This window comes from Zobellella sp. An-6 (assembly GCF_052487945.1).
Map to the genome: position 1 here is coordinate 2,615,522 of NZ_CP199259.1, position 16,706 is coordinate 2,632,227.

At 65.8% G+C, this 16,706-nt stretch carries 15 protein-coding genes; 5 read left to right on the plus strand and 10 right to left on the minus strand.

Going from position 1 to position 16,706, the window contains the following annotated elements; genetic code table 11:
- Positions 1 to 22 precede the first annotated feature (22 nt).
- From ACT7DK_RS12185 to glyA, 10 genes are all read right to left on the minus strand, one after another.
- Positions 23 to 502, minus strand: a complete 480-nt coding sequence (locus tag ACT7DK_RS12185; RefSeq protein ID WP_445399497.1) for an SRPBCC family protein — start codon at positions 500 to 502, stop codon at positions 23 to 25.
- Positions 503 to 509: 7 nt separating this feature from the next.
- Positions 510 to 1,124, minus strand: coding sequence for a LolA family protein (locus ACT7DK_RS12190; RefSeq protein ID WP_445399499.1), 615 nt, complete (start codon positions 1,122 to 1,124; stop codon positions 510 to 512).
- 3 nt (positions 1,125 to 1,127) lie between these two features.
- Positions 1,128 to 1,529 carry a quinol oxidase gene (locus ACT7DK_RS12195; protein ID WP_445399501.1) on the minus strand — a complete coding sequence of 134 codons (402 nt, stop codon included), beginning with the start codon at positions 1,527 to 1,529 and terminating at the stop codon, positions 1,128 to 1,130.
- Between the two features lie 223 nt (positions 1,530 to 1,752).
- Entirely contained in the window at positions 1,753 to 2,097 is a 345-nt protein-coding gene (locus ACT7DK_RS12200; RefSeq protein WP_094041384.1) for a cupin domain-containing protein, read from the minus strand.
- A 57-nt stretch (positions 2,098 to 2,154) separates the two neighbouring features.
- Complete coding sequence (gene purU / locus ACT7DK_RS12205) at positions 2,155 to 3,021, minus strand: formyltetrahydrofolate deformylase (RefSeq protein ID WP_445399503.1); 867 nt, start codon at positions 3,019 to 3,021, stop codon at positions 2,155 to 2,157.
- A gap of 211 nt (positions 3,022 to 3,232) precedes the next feature.
- Complete coding sequence (locus ACT7DK_RS12210) at positions 3,233 to 3,862, minus strand: sarcosine oxidase subunit gamma (RefSeq protein WP_445399505.1); 630 nt, start codon at positions 3,860 to 3,862, stop codon at positions 3,233 to 3,235.
- Positions 3,855 to 6,884 (minus strand): sarcosine oxidase subunit alpha family protein, encoded by a 3,030-nt coding sequence (locus tag ACT7DK_RS12215; protein WP_445399507.1) that lies wholly within the window; start codon positions 6,882 to 6,884, stop codon positions 3,855 to 3,857. Before ACT7DK_RS12215 ends, ACT7DK_RS12210 begins: the two co-directional genes overlap by 8 nt.
- Positions 6,881 to 7,159 carry a sarcosine oxidase subunit delta gene (locus ACT7DK_RS12220; RefSeq protein WP_094040523.1) on the minus strand — a complete coding sequence of 93 codons (279 nt, stop codon included), beginning with the start codon at positions 7,157 to 7,159 and terminating at the stop codon, positions 6,881 to 6,883. The genes ACT7DK_RS12215 and ACT7DK_RS12220 overlap by 4 nt, the downstream gene beginning before the upstream one ends.
- An 11-nt stretch (positions 7,160 to 7,170) precedes the next feature.
- On the minus strand, positions 7,171 to 8,424 hold the full coding sequence (locus tag ACT7DK_RS12225; RefSeq protein ID WP_094040524.1) for a sarcosine oxidase subunit beta family protein: 1,254 nt from the start codon (positions 8,422 to 8,424) through the stop codon (positions 7,171 to 7,173).
- 267 nt (positions 8,425 to 8,691) lie between these two features.
- Entirely contained in the window at positions 8,692 to 9,945 is a 1,254-nt protein-coding gene (glyA, locus tag ACT7DK_RS12230; protein ID WP_445399510.1) for a serine hydroxymethyltransferase, read from the minus strand.
- A gap of 390 nt (positions 9,946 to 10,335) precedes the next feature.
- On the opposite strand from glyA, the gene ACT7DK_RS12235 reads away from it, so the two are divergent.
- The 5 genes from ACT7DK_RS12235 to ACT7DK_RS12255 all read left to right on the plus strand — a co-directional run bounded on the left by ACT7DK_RS12235 (position 10,336) and on the right by ACT7DK_RS12255 (position 16,655).
- Entirely contained in the window at positions 10,336 to 11,535 is a 1,200-nt protein-coding gene (locus ACT7DK_RS12235; RefSeq protein ID WP_445397490.1) for an IS4 family transposase, read from the plus strand.
- Positions 11,536 to 11,694: 159 nt separating this feature from the next.
- A complete protein-coding gene (locus tag ACT7DK_RS12240; protein ID WP_445399513.1) occupies positions 11,695 to 12,741 on the plus strand; it encodes a GlxA family transcriptional regulator in 1,047 nt (348 codons plus the stop codon).
- Between the two features lie 152 nt (positions 12,742 to 12,893).
- The gene (locus ACT7DK_RS12245) at positions 12,894 to 13,613 is read left to right on the plus strand and encodes a response regulator (RefSeq protein WP_445399515.1); all 720 of its coding nucleotides are present in this window, start codon (positions 12,894 to 12,896) and stop codon (positions 13,611 to 13,613) included.
- On the plus strand, positions 13,604 to 14,362 hold the full coding sequence (locus ACT7DK_RS12250; RefSeq protein WP_445399517.1) for a substrate-binding periplasmic protein: 759 nt from the start codon (positions 13,604 to 13,606) through the stop codon (positions 14,360 to 14,362). Before ACT7DK_RS12245 ends, ACT7DK_RS12250 begins: the two co-directional genes overlap by 10 nt.
- Position 14,363: 1 nt before the next feature.
- Positions 14,364 to 16,655: an ATP-binding protein gene (locus ACT7DK_RS12255; RefSeq protein WP_445399519.1), complete on the plus strand. Its 2,292-nt coding sequence runs from the start codon at positions 14,364 to 14,366 to the stop codon at positions 16,653 to 16,655.
- Positions 16,656 to 16,706 lie beyond the last annotated feature (51 nt).

Here is a 16,706-nt window from a genome sequence, read left to right on the forward strand (position 1 = left end):
CAAGGGAGAAACAAGTCCGGCGCTAATCCCGACGGCTGTCGAGCAGCGGGGCACGAAGCCAGCGGGCCAGGCCGGTGGCGCCGTCCCGCATCACCGCATGGTGACTCCAGGCGAACAGCGGCCTGGCCAGGGGGGCGGCCAGGTTCATCCAGCGGCGGGTGGTGCGCACCCGCCATTCGTAGCGGACCCGGGTAATGCCCGCCTCTTCCGTCAGCTGCCAGCAACCCCAGCCGTCCAGGTCGCCGCAGGCCCGGCCCACTATCACCCGCGGCGGGTAGAGCCGGATCACCCGCATATCGAACGCCAGCCCGTAGCCCAGCCGACTCTGCCAGTGGTAGCGGTACACCCGGCCGATGCCGCGCTCGTCGCCGGGGGCCAACTCCCGTACCCCGGCCAGCCCCGGCCACCACAGGGGCCAGCGCTGGGACTGGCTGATGGCCTGATATACCCGCTCCAGGGGGGCGGCTATCCGCCACAGGGTCACGAAGTGATAGCTCGCCATGCGGGCCTCAGGGAAAGAAGAGGTCGTCGGCAAAGGGCGGATCCAGCTCGATGTGCTCCAGCCAGACGGTTTCGAGCAAATTGCCCCGGGCATCATGGCTTTTTACCCGCACCGGGAACAGCAGGGTCTTGTCCAGCCAGATCTCATAGCGGGCCACCTGCCCCGGCTCGGCCGGGCCCCGCGCCAGCAGCTTCAGCACTGTGTCCCCCGCCAGCCGGCTTTCTCCCAGCACCCGAATTTCCCCCTGCCGGGCGAGCTGCCGGGCGCTCTGCAGCAGCACGCCCACGTCGGATCGATCCAGACGATGGCCGTGGGGGCTTTTCACCAGCCGGTTGTCGGGGCTCAGGCTCAGGGAGGGGCCCTTCAGGCCAAAGGGCCAGAGCCGCACCCGCTCGCTGTAAGGGCTGTAGATCAATACGGCACCGGCATGGGGCGAGATCACGTCCAGCCGTACCAGGCCGGGCTTGCGGTAGGCATAGCGGAGCTGCTGGTTGCCCTCGGGCCCTTCGCTGCGCAGCTCCAGCCGGTAGCCCTGGATCTCGTCGAAGCGGGCCAGGGCCTGTTCCAGGGGATCCGGGTTATCCAGCGTCAGCGCCATCAGCAACAGCATTCCGCTCAGCATGGTTCACTCCACCACCTCCAGCACCCCGGTCATGCCCCGTTCCTGGTGGCTGGCAAAAAACAGCAGCTTTTCCCGGCAGGAAAAGTCGACCCGGCCGGTGACCCTGGGGGTAAAGCGGATCACCCGGCCGCTGCTACCCAGCATGACATCCACGTCGATACCCATGCGCGGCGACCAGATCACCAGGCTGTGGGGCGTGAGCCCCGGCTCCTTGCTGACCATCAGCTCCACCGGCACCCCCACTTTCACCACGATGTGATCGGGGTGGAAAAAATAGTTGCCGCCGACGATCTCCACCCGCTGCACCCCGTCGGCGTCGAGCCGGGCCTGCACCGGCTCGGCCCGGCCCGTCCCCGGCGCCAGCGCCGCCAGCAGGAGCAGCACGCCTTGCCATCGCCCATTCATCACGTCTCCCGGGGATCTGATCCTATGTTCAGCATAGCAAGGAGGAGTGACGAGAGCCGTGCCGGAGGAAATCCAGGAAGGCGGGAGTGACGAGTAAGAACGCGGGAGTAACTGGAAGGCGGCAGTGGTGGTGGGTGTGTCATATCCGCGCAGGCGGATATCCAGGGATCGGGCGTAGGTAAAGAAAGCGCCGGCGTGTCGCGCCGGCACCGCAGTAGGGTTATCAGGCGAACACGAAGTATTTGCGCACGGTTTCCACCACCTCCCAGGTGCCCCGGAAGCCGGGCTCGACCACGAAGATGTCGCCGGCCTTGAGGTGGATGGGCTCGCCGCCTTCCGGGGTGAGGATGCAGTAGCCTTCACGGAAGTCGCAGTATTCCCACTTGGTGTAGTTCACCGCCCACTTGCCCGGGGTGCACAGCCAGGTGCCCATGATCTTGCTGCCGTCTTCCGAAGTGTAGGCGTTGAGGTTGACGGTATGGGGGTCGCCGGAGAGCTTTTCCCATTTGGTGGCATCCAGCAGTACGGTGGGCTGGGTATCGCGCAATACCGTGATCTTGTCGGACATGATGTCTCCTTGTCGCTGTTTGAGGTTATTGGCCGGCGCCGCCGGCCCTGTGCGTTGTCAGTTGCCCAGCACCACCGTCTTGCCCTGGTACATGAACACCCGCTTTTCGATGTGGTACTGGATGGCCTTGGCCAGGGTGACGCATTCGATGTCGCGCCCCTTGGCCACCAGGTCTTCCGGGTAGTGGCTGTGATCCACCGGCTGGATACCCTGGGTGATGATGGGACCTTCGTCCAGCTCGTTGTTGATGTAATGGGCGGTGGCCCCCACCAGCTTGACGCCCTTGGCGTAGGCCTGGTGGTAGGGCTGGGCGCCCTTGAAGCCGGGCAGCAGCGAATGGTGGATATTGATGGCCCAGCCGGCGAGCTTGTCGCACAGCTCGGGGCTCAGCACTTGCATGTAGCGCGCCAGCACCACCAGCTCCGCCTCGCTTTCGTTGATGATCTCCCACATCTTCGCCTCCTGCTCGGCCTTGGTGTCGGCGGTCACCGGCAGGTGGTAGTAGGGAATGTGGTGCCAGTCGGCCAGCCGCTGCAGGTCCGGGTGGTTGGAGATGATGGCCGGGATCTCGATGGCCAGTTGGCCGGTGCGGTAGCGGTACAACAGGTCGTTGAGACAATGGTCGAACTTGGACACCAGTATCACCACGTTGGGCTTGCGCTTGCGTTCGGTCAGTTGCCACTGCAGGTCGAAGCGGGCCGCCCGGGGGGCGAAGCCGTCGCGAAAGGCCGTCTCGTCGAACTGGCCGTCCGCCGGCCGGCGGAATTCGGCGCGGATGAAAAACTGGCCGGCGCGGGCGTCGTCGAAGGTTTGCATGTCCGCCACGTAACAGCCCTGCTCGCACAGGTAACGGGTGACCACATCCACGGTGCCCAGCCGGCTGGCACAGGTGGCGGTGAGGATCAGGGTATCGGGGGTGTTCATTGGCAACCTCCTTGTGGAACATGGCGTCTGTCGGTCGACTGAAGCCGACCCTACGGGCCGACCGCCGGCATCCGTAAGGCCCATGTCAACGGGCCTTTACTGGTCGAATAAATTCGACCCTACGGGCCGACCGCCGGCATCCGTAGGGCCCATTTCAATGGGCCCTTATTGGTCGAATAAGTTCGACCCTAGGTACGAGCAGGCCGTACCCTTAGCGGCTGATCACCAGGCCGTATTCGCGGCTGGCGTCCTGCAGCCAGAGCCAGAGGTAGTCGGCGAAGCTGCGCCGGACCACCAGCTCGAAGCTCTCCGCCCCGGTGCGGCGCAGCAGTACCGTGCTCTTGGCGAACACGGTGCCCACGCACTTGCCGGTGGGGAAGTTGGAGGGGTGCACGTCGTAGGGGCAGGACTTGCGCACCACCAGCTCCGCCTTGGGACCGGACAGCTCCAGCACCGTCTGGCCGCCGCTCACGTCGGTGATGGCGTAGTGGCCGGACAGCTGCTCGCGCAGCTGGGCCTCGAGCTGCCCTTCCCGGCCCCCTTCCACGATGATCAGCCACTCGTCCGGCGCCAGCCACTGCACCAGCACCCGGTCGGTTTCCACCGAGCCGCAGGGCTGGGTGGGCAACGCCACTCCCAGCACCTTTTCCACGGTTTTGGCGAACAGCTCGTTGCCGGCGTTGCCGCGCAGTACCAGGTGGCCCAGCATCGCCTTTTCGCGCAGCACCACCTCTCCCTGCTGCCGCTCGGCCGCCAGGGCCGGCAGGTTGGCGTGATAGAGCGGGGATTCCACCCGCACCCGGGTCTCGGTCCGGGCCAGTTTGGCGGTAACGTTAGACATGCTGGCGCTCTCCTTTGGGATCATAGAAAACGGGACTGGTGATCTCGGCTTCCAGCACCCGGCCGTCGGCCAGGGGGAAGAACACGGTTTCACCCATGCGGTTCAAACCGCCTTTCACCACACCCATGGCGATGCTGTAGCCCAGGTTGGCGCTGTAGTAGCTGGAGGTCACATGGCCGACCATGGGCACCGGCACCGGGTGCTTGGGATCCAGCACAATCTGCGCCCCCTCCGGGATCACGGTCTTGGGCTCCTTGCACTTCAGCCCCACCAGTTGCTTGCGGTCGGTGCGCGCGGTGTCGCTGCGCGACCAGGAGCGCTTGCCGATGAAGGGGAAGGGCTTGGTCTTGCCCACGCACCAGTCCATGCCCAGATCGTAGGGGGTCACGGAGCCGTCTGTATCCTGGCCGACGATGATGAAGCCCTTCTCGGCCCGCAGCACGTGCATGGTCTCGGTGCCGTAGGGGGTGATATTGAACTCGGCCCCCGCCGCCATCAGCGCTTCCCACACGTGCAGCCCGTAGTTGGCCTGCACGTTCACCTCGAAGCTCAGCTCGCCGGTGAAGGAGATGCGGAAGATACGTCCGCTCACCCCGGCGATGGTGGCATTCTGCCAGGTCATGAAGGGGAAGGCCTCGCCGGACAGATCCACGCCTTCCACCACCTTTTCCAGCACCTTGCGGCTGTTGGGGCCGGACACCGTCATGGTGGCCCAGTGGTCGGTGACGGAGGTGAAATACACCTCCAGCTCCGGCCATTCGGTCTGGTGCCACAGCTCCAGCCACTGCAGCACCCCGGCGGCCCCACCGGTGGTGGTGGTCATGATGAAGTGCTGGTCGCTGATGCAGGAGGTGACGCCGTCGTCGAACACCATGCCGTCTTCCTTGCACATCAGGCCGTAGCGGCAGCTGCCGGGGTTGAGCTTGGCCCAGGCGTTGGTGTAGATGCGCGACAGGAACTCCCGGGCGTCCGGGCCCTGGATGTCGATCTTGCCCAGGGTGGATGCATCGAGGATGCCCACGCTGGTGCGGGTGGCCACGCATTCCCGGTTCACCGCCTGGTGCAGATCCTCGCCCGGCTGGGGGAAGTACCAGGGACGCTTCCACTGGCCCACGTCCTCGAACTCGGCGCCGTGCTTCAGGTGCCAGGCATGCATGGCGCTGAAGCGGGCCGGGTCGAACAGCGGGCCGGCATCGCGCCCGGCCAGGGCGCCCATGGTCACCGGGGTGTAGTTGGGCCGGAACACGGTGGTGCCGGTCTCGGGGATCGACTTGCCCATGGCGTTGGCGGCGATGGCCATGCCGTTGATATTGCCGAGCTTGCCCTGATCGGTGCCGAAGCCCATGGCGGTATAGCGCTTGATGTGCTCGATGGACTCGAAGCCCTCGCGCACGGCCAGCTCGATGCCGGCGGCGGTGACGTCGTTCTGGTAATCCACGAACTGCTTGGGCGCGCGGCTCACCGGCTTGTCGTGGGGCACCAGGAACAGCGCCTGGGCCGCATCTTCCCGCGGATCCACCGTTTTGAGCTCCGCGTCCACCACCTGGGCGGCGATCTCGCCGTAGCCGGTGGCCTCGGCGGCGGCGCGGCCGGCCTCCAGCCCTTCGGCCAGCACCCGGGACAGGCCATAGGTGCCCTGCACCCCGCCGGCCAGCAATTGTTTCTGCACGGTGTCGCCGGGCACGAAGCCGATGATGTCGTCATTCCATACCGGGCGGGCGCCGGTGTGGGCGGTCAGGTGCACCACCGGGCTCCAGCCGCCGGAGCTGGCGATGGTGTCGCAGGTCAGGGCCTCGGCCTTGCCGGTGACCTTGCTGCCGTCGCTGGACAGCGGAGCCACTTTGGCGCCGTTCACCCGCTTCTTGCCGGTGGCCTCGATCAGGCCGTGGCCGGTGTAGATCTTGACGCCGCGCGCCTTGAGCATCTGGTAGCGGGCACCGTCGGGCTTGTGCCGGCTGTCCACCACCGCCACCACTTCGCGGCCGGCGTCCAGCCAGTCGAGCGCGGCCTGGTAGCCGTAGTCGTTGCAGGTCATCAGCACCAGCCGTTGGCCAGGGGCCACGCCGTAGCGGTTGACGTAGGTGGAGATGGCACCGGCCACGAAGCAGCCGGGCAAGTCGTTGTTGCCGAACACCAGGGGGCGCTCGTGGGCACCGGCGGCCAGCACCACCCGCTTGGCGCGGATGCGGTGCAGGCGCTGGCGGGTCTTGCCGCCCAGCCGCTCGCCCAGGTGATCGGTGCGCCGCTCCACCACGGACACGAAGTTCTGATCGTAGTAGCCGGTGGCGGTGCTGCGCGGCAGCAGGGTCACGTCGGGAAGCGCACTCAGCTCCTTCACCGCCGCCGCCACCCAGTGGCCCGGCGCCTGGCCGTTGATGGGCTGGGTGCTGTGCAGCAGGTGGCCGCCGAATTCGTTCTGCTCGTCCACCAGGATCACCCGGGCGCCGCGGCGGCCGGCGGCCAGGGCCGCGGCCAGGCCGGCGGCACCGCCGCCCACCACCAGCACGTCGCAGTGGTGGTTGAGCTTGTCGTAGCTGTCCGGATCCCGCTCCTGCGGCACCCGGCCGAGGCCGGCGGCCTTGCGGATCAGGTGCTCGTACTTGGGCCACATGGACTGGGGATACATGAAGGTCTTGTAGTAGAAGCCGGGAGGCATCATGCTGCCGCCGAGCTTGCCCATCACGCCCATCAGATCCTTGTCCACGCTCGGCCAGCCGTTGGTGCTGGCGGCGGTGAGGCCGTCGTACAGCTCGGCCTGGGTGCCGCGGATGTTGGGGATCATGGTGGCCTCGGAGCCGCCCACCTGCAGGATGCAGTTCGGCTCTTCCGCCCCGGCGGCCATGATGCCGCGCGGCCGGGCGTACTTGAAGGAGCGGCCGACCACGTCCACCCCGTTGGCCAGCAGCGCCGAGGCGATGGTATCACCCGCGTAACCCTGGTAGCGCTTGCCGTTGAAGATAAAGCTGAGCGGCTTGCTGCGGTCCACCCGCCCCTTGCCCTGAATGCGATGTTGCTGGCTCATGACTGGCCTCCTTGCTCGCCGACCTTGTAGGTTTCTTCGATTTCATACGTCACTGTGTGCCGGGCCGCGTTGAAGAACTTGCGGCAGCCGGCGGCGTGGTACCACATCTCCCGATGCAGGCCGCGCGGGTTCTTGCGCATAAACAGGTACTGGGCCCACTCCTCGTCGCTGAGGGCGTCCGGATCCGCCGGACGGGCGATGTGCGCTTCGCCGGCGTAGCGGAACTCTTCTTCTTCGCGGTATTCGCCGCAGTGCGGACAATAAAGATGTAACATCGGCTCTCTCCTCAGTGGGCTACGCCGGCAGCGCCGTGCTCGTCGATCAGGTGGCCGCTGGTAAAGCGGTCGATACTAAAGGGTTTGGCCAGGGGGTGCGGCTCGTCATGGGCGATGGTATGGGCGAACACATTGCCCGAGCCCGGGGTGGCCTTGAAGCCGCCGGTGCCCCAGCCGCAGTTGAAATACAGCCCCTTGATAGGCGTCTTGGAGATGATCGGGCAGGCGTCGGGACAGGTGTCGACGATGCCGCCCCAGGTACGGTTGAGGCGCACCCGGCTGAAGATGGGGAACATCTCCACGATGGCCGCCATGGTGTGCTCCACCACCGGGAAGGAGCCGCGCTGGCCATAGCCCAGGTAGCTGTCGATGCCGGCGCCGATCACCAGGTCGCCCTTGTCGGACTGGGACACGTAGCCGTGCACGTGGTTGGACATCACCACGGTGTCGAGGATCGGCTTGACCGGCTCGGACACCATGGCCTGCAGCGGATGGGACTCGAGCGGCAGCTTCATGCCCACCATGTTGGCCATGACGCCGGAGTTGCCGGCGGTGACGCAGGCCACCTTGCGCGCCTTGATCAGGCCACGATTGGTTTCCACCCCCACCACGGCGCCGTTCTCCCGGCGGATGCCGGTGACTTCGGTCTGCTGGATCAGGTGCACGCCCATGGCGTCGGCGGCGCGGGCAAAGCCCCAGGCCACGGCGTCGTGGCGGGCGGTGCCGCCGCGCGGCTGCCAGGAGGCGCCCAGCACCGGATAGCGGGCGTTCTTGGAGCAGTCCAGGATCGGCACCAGCTCCTGCACCTGCTTGGTGTTGAGCACTTCGCCGTCGATGCCGTTCAGCCGGTTGGCGTTGACCCGGCGCTCGATGTCGCGCATGTCCTGCAGGGTGTGGCCCAGGTTGAGCACGCCGCGCTGGCTGAACATCAGGTTGTAGTTGAGTTCCTGGGCCAGGCCTTCCCACAGCTTCATGGAGTGCTCATAGAGCCAGGCGGCCTCGTCCCACAGGTAGTTGGAACGCACTATGGTGGTGTTGCGGGCGGTGTTGCCGCCGCCGAGGTAACCCTTCTCGATCACCGCCACGTTGGTGATGCCGTGCTCCTTGGCCAGGTAGTAGGCGGTGGCCAGGCCGTGGCCGCCGCCGCCGACGATCACCACTTCATAGCCTTCGTGTTTGGGGGTGGGGTTGCGCCACACCTTCTGCCAGTTCTCGTGATGGCTCAGGGCATGCTTGAGGAGCCCGAACCCGGAATATTTTTGCATAGTGTCACCTGTTATCTTTAAGTCAGTGTCCGGACCTCGGCGTCCGCAGCTTGGGCCATCCTCACGCCGACTCGCCGTAAAAGTCCGATACTCGCGTTTCCTGCCTGCTGCGAACATTCACTGGATGTTCGGTCAGGCAGAAACCGCTCGTCACGGCGAGCAAGCTCGCCCCCTGGGGGCTCGACGGCGCCATCCCTGGCGCCAACGGTCGGCTTAGAGGACTGCCCTAATCTGCGCTCTGGCTACGAGGCAGTTGGCCATCAGCAATCAGCGATATACCGGGAAGTAGCTGCACAGGCTGGCCACCTGGTCCTTCACCGCGATAATCACTTCCGGGTCGTCCATGTTGTCGAGAATGTCGCAGATCCAGCCCGCCAACTGGCGGCAGTGCTCCACCTTGAAGCCGCGGCTGGTCACCGCCGGGGTGCCGATGCGCAGGCCCGAGGTTACGAAGGGCGGCTGGGGATCGTTCGGCACCGCGTTCTTGTTGACGGTGATGTGCGCCTGGCCCAGCACCCGATCCGCGTCCTTGCCGGTGATGCCCTTGGCGGACAGGTCGAGCAGGAACAGGTGATTGTCGGTACCGTTCGACACCACATCGAAACCGCGCTGCTTGAACACCTCCACCATGGCGCGGGCGTTGTCCACCACCGCCTGCTGGTAGTCACGGAATTCCGGGGTGAGCGCCTCGGCAAAGGCCACCGCCTTGGCGGCGATGGCGTGCATCAGCGGGCCGCCCTGGCCACCGGGGAAGACGGCGGCGTTGAGTTTTTTCTCGATCTCCGGATTGGCCTTGGCCAGGATCAGGCCGCCACGGGGACCGCGCAGGGTCTTGTGGGTGGTGGTGGTGACCACGTCCGCGTAGGGCAGCGGGTTGGGGTAGCAGCCCGCGGCCACCAGGCCGGCCACGTGGGCCATGTCCACGAACAGGTAGGCGCCCACCTTGTCGGCGATGGCGCGGAAACGGGCCCAGTCCATCACCCGGGAATAGGCGGAAAAGCCGGCCACGATCATCCTGGGCTCGTGCTCCAGGGCCAGGGCCTCGACCTGGTCGTAGTCCACCTCGCCGGTGGCCTCGTTCAGGCCGTATTGCACCGCGTTGTAGATCTTGCCGGAAAAGCTGACCTTGGCGCCGTGGGTGAGGTGGCCGCCGTGGGCCAGACTCATGCCGAGCACGGTGTCGCCGGGGGCGCACAGGGCCATATAGACGGCGGCGTTGGCCTGGGAGCCGGAGTGGGGCTGGACGTTGGCGTAGTCGGCACCGAACAGCTCCTTGGCACGATCGATGGCCAGCTGCTCCACCTTGTCCACCGCCTCGCAACCGCCGTAGTAGCGCTTGCCGGGGTAGCCTTCCGCATACTTGTTGGTGAGCACGGACCCTTGCGCTTCCATCACCGCCGGGCTGGTGTAGTTCTCCGAGGCAATCAGCTCGATATGCTGCTCCTGGCGGGCGGCCTCCTCTTCCATGGCGGCCCACAGTGCCGGGTCCATATCCTGAATGCGGGTGTGTTTGCTGAACATCTTGTGACCTCCTTGCTCGGCTCGGGCCTCCCCCAGCCTGACATTGTCCATCCCTTCGGCGCCGCGTCTCGGCGGGCTGCCGGGTTCTGCTTTGACTTGCATACTACTGAGGGCCCGAGGGGCAGGGATGACTGGCTGCGGCCTAAAGCTGCGTATTTGCGACAAGGATGGCGCAGGCGGGCAAGCCGCCGCGCCGCCGAAGACCGCGGCCACCGGCGCCGGGATAAGGCCCCAACGCCGGCAATAGGTCGGAAACAGATAATGGCAGTGATAGAGCCGGCGGAAGAAACATGGTCATTCCCGCGAAGGCGCTGAGGGATCCCCAAAAAAATCGGCAGGCATGGTAGATTGCGTCTTTATTAATCGCCAAAAAAACAAAGACGTTCCGCCATGCCTGCCGTGTCCTCAGTTTGCCATAAATTCTTCGCGTCTGCCTTCGCTCCTTTTCATCAGGCTCGGGTAAAAACCCTGCTGAACTGTGCCGAAGGACTCATTACCGGCAACACCCTCTCCTTGACCCGGATTGGACGACATCTGCCCGGCAAAGCCTGCGTCAAGCACAAGATAAAACGCGTCGACCGCTTTCTTCGTAATGAGAAGGCCCACCAGGACTGCGTCACCATGAGTGCCGCCCTGACCCGCCGCATCACCGATTGCTTGCCCTGCTGCTTCATTGCCATTGACTGGAGCGGCTGTTGCAGCCAGGACTTTCATGTCTTGCGCGCCAGCCTGGTGTATGAAGGTCGCAGCCTGCCCTTGCTGAACCGTGTTGTGCCCTCTGCGCGGCAAGAAAATCATGATGAACATCAGCAGTTTCTGCTCGATCTGCATGCCGCCCTGGGGGCACACCAGCGGGTCATTCTTCTGTCGGACGGTGGCTTTAAAACGCCGTGGCTGAATCAGGTGCGGGCGTTGGGCTGGGTGTTTGTAGGGCGAGTGCGCGGGCGCATCCATGGCAAGTTGGATAACGAGAAAGAGTGGTATCCCGCGGCCACGCTGGCCCAGCAGGCGACGGCCACCCCGGAGGCGCTGGGAGCGGGCCTGTTGGGTAAGACAGTGAAGCCGGCCTGCCCGGTTTACTATCACCAGTACCATGCCCCCTCGAAGGGACGGCACAAGAAAAGGGGCAAGAAGCAGCCCATGTATCCCCAGGCAGAGAAGCAGTATCGCGACGCGGCGGAAGAGCCGTGGCTGCTGGTGACCTCGGATGCGGAACTCACTGCCCAGCAGGTCGTCTCGCTGTATCGGAAGCGGATGCAAATCGAGCAGAACTTCCGTGATGACAAGAGCCAGCGTTACGGTTTTGGCTGGAGCAACAGTAAAAGTCAGGGGGAGGGTCGCTTGGGTCAACTGTGCCTGATAGCCCAGGTAGCAACCCTGTTCCTATGGTTGGTGGGGTTCGAGTGCGAACAACAAGGGCTGCATCGGCGATACCAGGCCAACACCGAGGAGCGTCGGGTGCTTTCCTTTTTAACCTTGGGAAAACAGGTGCTTATCCATGAGCCGAGGAGAGTAACGGGCTCGCTACTGGAGCGAGCCTTAACACGCTTGAGCCGTATCTACACCCTCATGGAAGAGGTCGCGGCATGACCAGAAAAAACTGGGGAGCCGTCAGCGCGAAGGCGGGAATCCAGGGGCAGGCAAGCGGCCCAATGCCAAAAGGATGCAAAGCCAGGTCCGGCGGGGTACTATCCCAACCAGGTTGTCACCGTCACGCAACTTGCCCTTGCGGACCCGTTAACAGATGCCATGCCCCCAGTGAGTGAAAAACGCCTTTTCAGCCACCGCCTGCGCGACACCAACAGCGCCTTCCTCCCGGCCCGCCAGCAAGAGGAGCGGCCGACCCGGGTGGGCTTTGTACTGCTGCCCCATTTCTCGATGATGGCCTTCACCGCCGCGGTGGACGCCCTGGTCACCGCCAACCTGGTGCAGGCCACGCCCCTGTTCGCCTTTGCCACCTACGGCCTGGAGAGCACCACGGTGCGCAGCGATCTGGCCATCGACATCTCCGCCAACGCCACCCTGGAGCAGTTGCCGCTGGAAGGGGAAGACGCGCTGGACGTGGTGATAGTGTGCGGTGGCTTTCGCTGCGACCTGAACGAGCGGGCGCCGCTCAGCCACAAGCTGAAACTGGCCGCCAAGCGCCAGAAGGTGCTGGGCGGCCTGTGGAACGGCGCCGTGGCCCTGGCCCACGCCGGCCTGCTCGACCGCCTGGCCTGCGCCATCCACCCGGACAACCACACCTTCGCCCGCGAACGTTTCCCCCATGTGCAGGTGTCGCACCAGGTGATGGTGGTGACCGAGCGGGTGCTGACCAGCGCCGGCCCCAGCAGCGCCCTGGAGATGATGCTGGTGCTGATCGAGCGGCTGCACGGCAAGGACACGGTGCGTGCCATCCGCGAGATCCTGAGCAGCGACCGCATCGCCGACAGCAACGAAACCCGGCTCACCCTGGCGGAAAACGACCCCAGCCTGCCCGAGCCCCTGCGCAACCTGCTGCACCTGATGAACAGCAACATCGAAGAGCCGCTCGGCATCGAGGAGCTGGCCGCCTACGTGGGCCTGTCGCGCCGGCGCATCGAACGGCTGTTCCAGGGCCACCTGGAAACCACCCCTTCCCGCTACTACCTGGAGCTGCGCATCACCCACGCCCGCCGCCTGCTGCTGCAAAGCGACGCCAGCATCGCCAACATCGCCGTGGCCTGCGGCTTCGTCAGCTCCACCCACTTCAGCCACTGCTTCAAGGACTTCTTCGGCGTCTCCCCCAGCCAGGCCCGGCAGCTGCGCAAGGGATGAACCACCCTGGTTGTAAAAAAATGTAATAACATGTGCTGATTTGTTCGCATCTGCAGCGAACAGCACCACCGTTGACAAGCGAAGCCGAGCGGTGTTAGAAGTTTCCGGCCAGCGGACGCCCGGTACGCGATTGACCTGAAGGTGAGCACGATATGGATATCAGCATCTTGATTGTGGAAGATGACGATATAACGAGGGACTGCCTCGTGGAGTATTTCAAGACGGAGCAGTACCGGGTTTATTCGACCGAGTGCGCCGAACAGGCCGAGAGAATACTGCAAGATGAGCAAATCGACCTGGTACTGCTCGATATCCGGCTGCCCGGCAAGGACGGCCTGACCCTCACCCGCGAAATCCGGGCCAACGCCGAAACCGGCATCATACTGGTGACCAGTCGCCAGGACGAGATAGAGCGCATCATCGGCCTGGAATGCGGGGCCGACGAGTACGTCTCCAAGCCCTTCAACCCCCGGGAGCTGCTGGCCCGCGCCAAGAACCTGGCGCGCCGGGTACGCACCGCGGCCAACGGCCGGCCGGCGGCTACCACCGGCAACGTGCGCCGCTTCGACGACTGGCGCTTCGATCTGGATCGGCGGGTACTGATCGACGGGGACGACCAGCAAATCTCCCTCACCCACGGCGAATACCAGCTGCTCTGCGCCTTTATCCGCCACTCGGGCCAGACCCTGTCCCGGGATCAGTTGCTGGACCAGATCAAAAACCGGGAATGGGCGCCCAACGACCGGACGGTGGACGTGCTGGTCGGCCGCCTGCGGCGCAAACTCGGGGACAACCCGGCCCACCCCAAGACCATCCTCACCGTGCATGGCGCGGGCTACGTGTTCACCCCCAGGCCGGTTCCGTGCCACTGAGCCTCGGCCTGTTGCTGCTCGGGCTGCTGCTGGCCCTGCCCGCCTCGGCCAGGACCCTGCTGGCCTGCGGCCATCCCATGTATCCGCCCCTGTCCTGGGCCGAGCGGGGCGAACTGGTCGGCATCGCCCCCCACCTGGCCCGCCGGCTGCTCGGCGAGTTCGGCTACCGCCTCGACCTGCGCATCTTCGGCAACTGGGAGCGTTGCCAGCTGGCCGCCCGCCAGGGCAAGGTCGACCTGATAGTGGCGGCCTACAAAACCCGCCGGCGGGAGCAGGATTTTCTGTTCAGCGACACCCCCATCATCGCCGATCCCGTGGTGCTCTTTACCCATGCCGGCCAGGCACCGCCGTCGGGCAAGGCCCCCGAGCTGGGCGGCCGCACCCTGGGGCTGCTGTTCGGCGACAGCTTCGGCGACGCCTTCGACCGGCTGATGGCCCGGCATCCCCGGGTGGAGCGGGTGTCCACCGGCGAGCAGAATTTCCACAAGCTGGCCCAGGGGCGCATCGACTACATGCCCATCGGGCTCGCCACCGGCCGCTTGCAGGCCCGCAAGCTGAACCTCACCGACCGGGTATTTCCCCTGGATCAGATCCTGACCGTGGAACGCTACCACCTGGCTCTGCCCAGGGGATCCAGGCTGGCGCCGCTGCTGCCGGCGCTGTCGGAGCGGCTGCGCCAGCTGACCGAGGACAAGTACATCGGCCACATCAGCCAGCATTACGAGCGCCGCTACCTGGACGGCCCCTGAGATGCGCAGCCTGCTCGCCCTGCTGCCCCGCTATCGCCGCCGGCACCCGCTCGGCTTCCGGCTGTTCCTGCTGATCCTGGGGTTCAGCCTGGTGTTTTCCCTGATCTCCACCGCGGTGCAGCTGTCCCTGGATTACCGCCAGGCCAGGCAGGACATGGCCGCGCGGCTGTCGCTTATCGAGCAGAGCTACCTGGAGGGGCTGACCCAGAGTCTGTGGGATCTGAACCTGCCCCAGGCCAGGCTGCAGCTCAAGAGCATGCTCGACATGCCCCATATGGCCCGGCTTACCGTGACCGCCGACGCCCTGGCCGCGCCGCTGGTACTGGCCGGGGACCATGCCGGCGACAGCGAACCCTATCGGCATGTGTTTGAACTGATCTACCCCAGCCCGGTGCTGGGGCCGCAACCGGTGGGCCGGCTCGAGCTTGAGTTCAGCCGGTCCAGCATCCGCCGGCAGCTGGCGCAAAACGCCCTCTCGGCCCTGCTCGGCCACAGCCTGACGGTGCTGGCCATCGCCCTCAGCTTGTTGTTGCTGTTCCAGCGCCTGGTCACCCGCCACCTGGAGCGGATGGCCCGCCATGTGGAACAACTGGGCCGGGGGCAGTGGAGCCAGGCCCTGCAACTGGACCGCCGGCCCCGCCGGCAACAGGACGAGCTGGACACCCTGGTGCGCGCCCTCGACACCCTGCGCCAGTCGGTCGAGCAGGACAGGCAAGACCGGGAGCAGCGCCAGAGCGAGCTGCAATCGGACAAGGCCAGGCTGGCAGCCCTGGTGGACAAGCGCACCCGCCGCCTGCGCCAGGCCAAGGAAGCGGCGGAGGCGGCCGACCGGGCCAAGAGCCGGTTCATCGCCAACATGACCCACGAACTGCGCACCCCCATGAACGGCATACTGGGCACCATCACCCTGCTGCGGCCGGTGCTCGCCGGCGGCCCCGGGCAGCACCGGCTGGATACCCTCCAGCAGTCGGCCGAGCACCTGCTGATGCTGCTGAACGACGTGCTCGACTTCGCCGCCCTGGAGCAGGAGCCCTTGCCCGAGGAGGCCGCGCCCTTCGCCTTGCAGGAACTGCTCGACAGCACCCTGGCCATGATGCGGGGCTATGCCGATGCCAAGGGGATAGGGCTGCGGCTGGACAACGGCGCACCGCCGTCGACCCGGCTGCTGGGGCACGCCAGCCGGCTGCGCCAGGTGCTGATCAACCTGCTGTCCAATGCCATCAAATTCACCGCCGAAGGGGGCCGGGTGACGGTGCGGCTCCACCGGCAGGACGGGCACTGGCGGTTCAGCGTGGAAGACAACGGCATCGGCATCGCGCCCGAGCAACAGCGGCGCATCTTCCAGCGCTTTACCCAGGCCGATGAAAGCATCACCCGGCGTTATGGCGGCACCGGCCTGGGGCTGGCCATCTCCGAGCGGCTGGTGAACGCCATGGGTGGACGGATAGGGGTGGAAAGCCAGCCGGGCCGGGGCAGCCGGTTCTGGTTTTCGCTGCCGCTGGCCAGCGCCGGGCCGGCGCCGGCCAGCGCCAGACACACTCTCCCTCCCCTGCCCAGCCTGAGCCTGCTGCTGGTGGAAGACGTGGCCATCAACCAGGAGATCATCGGCGCCCTGCTCGAGCAGCACGGCCACCTGGTCTGCCTGGCGGCCAGCGGCGAACAGGCCCTGTCGCTGACAGCACAGCAGGCCTTTGATCTCATCCTGATGGACATGCACCTGCCCGGCATGGATGGCCTGGAAAGCCGCCGCCGCATCCAGGAACAGCCCCAGGGCCTGAACCGGGATACCCCGGTGGTAGCCCTGACCGCCAGTGTCACCCCGGGGGACATCGGCCGTTACCTGGCGGCCGGGATAAAAGCGGTGGTCGCCAAGCCGGTGCAATGGCCCCGTTTGCATCAGGCCATGGCGCTGGCCACCGACATGCCGGTAGCCGCGGATCTGCCGCCCGAACTCGCTCACCCCCTGTTGCAGGAACATCTGCGGATGCTGGGCCGGCCACGACTGCAGGCCCTGCTCACCCGTTTTGCCGAAGAGCTGCCCCGCCAGCATGCCGCCTTGCGCCGCGAGCTTGCCGACGGCGATCATCTGGAGCTGGCGCAGCTGGCTCACCGCCTGCGCGGCTCGGCCCAGCTGCTCGGGTTCGATGCCCTGGCGGCACTGCTGGCGGACATGGAAGCCCGGGCCGACGCCCGGCAACCGATACCGGCAGGGCAACAACACCGGTTGGAACAACTGCTGGCCGACACCCGGAAAGCGCTGACCGAAGTCCAGGCCCGGCTGGCCGCGGATTAAGCGGTACAATTTTTTACAATTCCGCACAACCGGCGCAAAGCCCCGTTACAG

What these genes read in the sequence shown, in the direction of transcription:
- ACT7DK_RS12185 (WP_445399497.1), bottom strand. Translation starts at nt 502, where the DNA reads ATGGCGAGCTATCACTTCGTGACCCTGTGGCGGATAGCCGCCCCCCTG.
- ACT7DK_RS12190 (WP_445399499.1), bottom strand. Translation starts at nt 1,124, where the DNA reads ATGCTGAGCGGAATGCTGTTGCTGATGGCGCTGACGCTGGATAACCCG.
- ACT7DK_RS12195 (WP_445399501.1), bottom strand. Translation starts at nt 1,529, where the DNA reads ATGAATGGGCGATGGCAAGGCGTGCTGCTCCTGCTGGCGGCGCTGGCG.
- ACT7DK_RS12200 (WP_094041384.1), bottom strand. Translation starts at nt 2,097, where the DNA reads ATGTCCGACAAGATCACGGTATTGCGCGATACCCAGCCCACCGTACTG.
- purU (WP_445399503.1), bottom strand. Translation starts at nt 3,021, where the DNA reads ATGAACACCCCCGATACCCTGATCCTCACCGCCACCTGTGCCAGCCGG.
- ACT7DK_RS12210 (WP_445399505.1), bottom strand. Translation starts at nt 3,862, where the DNA reads ATGTCTAACGTTACCGCCAAACTGGCCCGGACCGAGACCCGGGTGCGG.
- ACT7DK_RS12215 (WP_445399507.1), bottom strand. Translation starts at nt 6,884, where the DNA reads ATGAGCCAGCAACATCGCATTCAGGGCAAGGGGCGGGTGGACCGCAGC.
- ACT7DK_RS12220 (WP_094040523.1), bottom strand. Translation starts at nt 7,159, where the DNA reads ATGTTACATCTTTATTGTCCGCACTGCGGCGAATACCGCGAAGAAGAA.
- ACT7DK_RS12225 (WP_094040524.1), bottom strand. Translation starts at nt 8,424, where the DNA reads ATGCAAAAATATTCCGGGTTCGGGCTCCTCAAGCATGCCCTGAGCCAT.
- glyA (WP_445399510.1), bottom strand. Translation starts at nt 9,945, where the DNA reads ATGTTCAGCAAACACACCCGCATTCAGGATATGGACCCGGCACTGTGG.
- ACT7DK_RS12235 (WP_445397490.1), top strand. Translation starts at nt 10,336, where the DNA reads ATGCCTGCCGTGTCCTCAGTTTGCCATAAATTCTTCGCGTCTGCCTTC.
- ACT7DK_RS12240 (WP_445399513.1), top strand. Translation starts at nt 11,695, where the DNA reads ATGCCCCCAGTGAGTGAAAAACGCCTTTTCAGCCACCGCCTGCGCGAC.
- ACT7DK_RS12245 (WP_445399515.1), top strand. Translation starts at nt 12,894, where the DNA reads ATGGATATCAGCATCTTGATTGTGGAAGATGACGATATAACGAGGGAC.
- ACT7DK_RS12255 (WP_445399519.1), top strand. Translation starts at nt 14,364, where the DNA reads ATGCGCAGCCTGCTCGCCCTGCTGCCCCGCTATCGCCGCCGGCACCCG.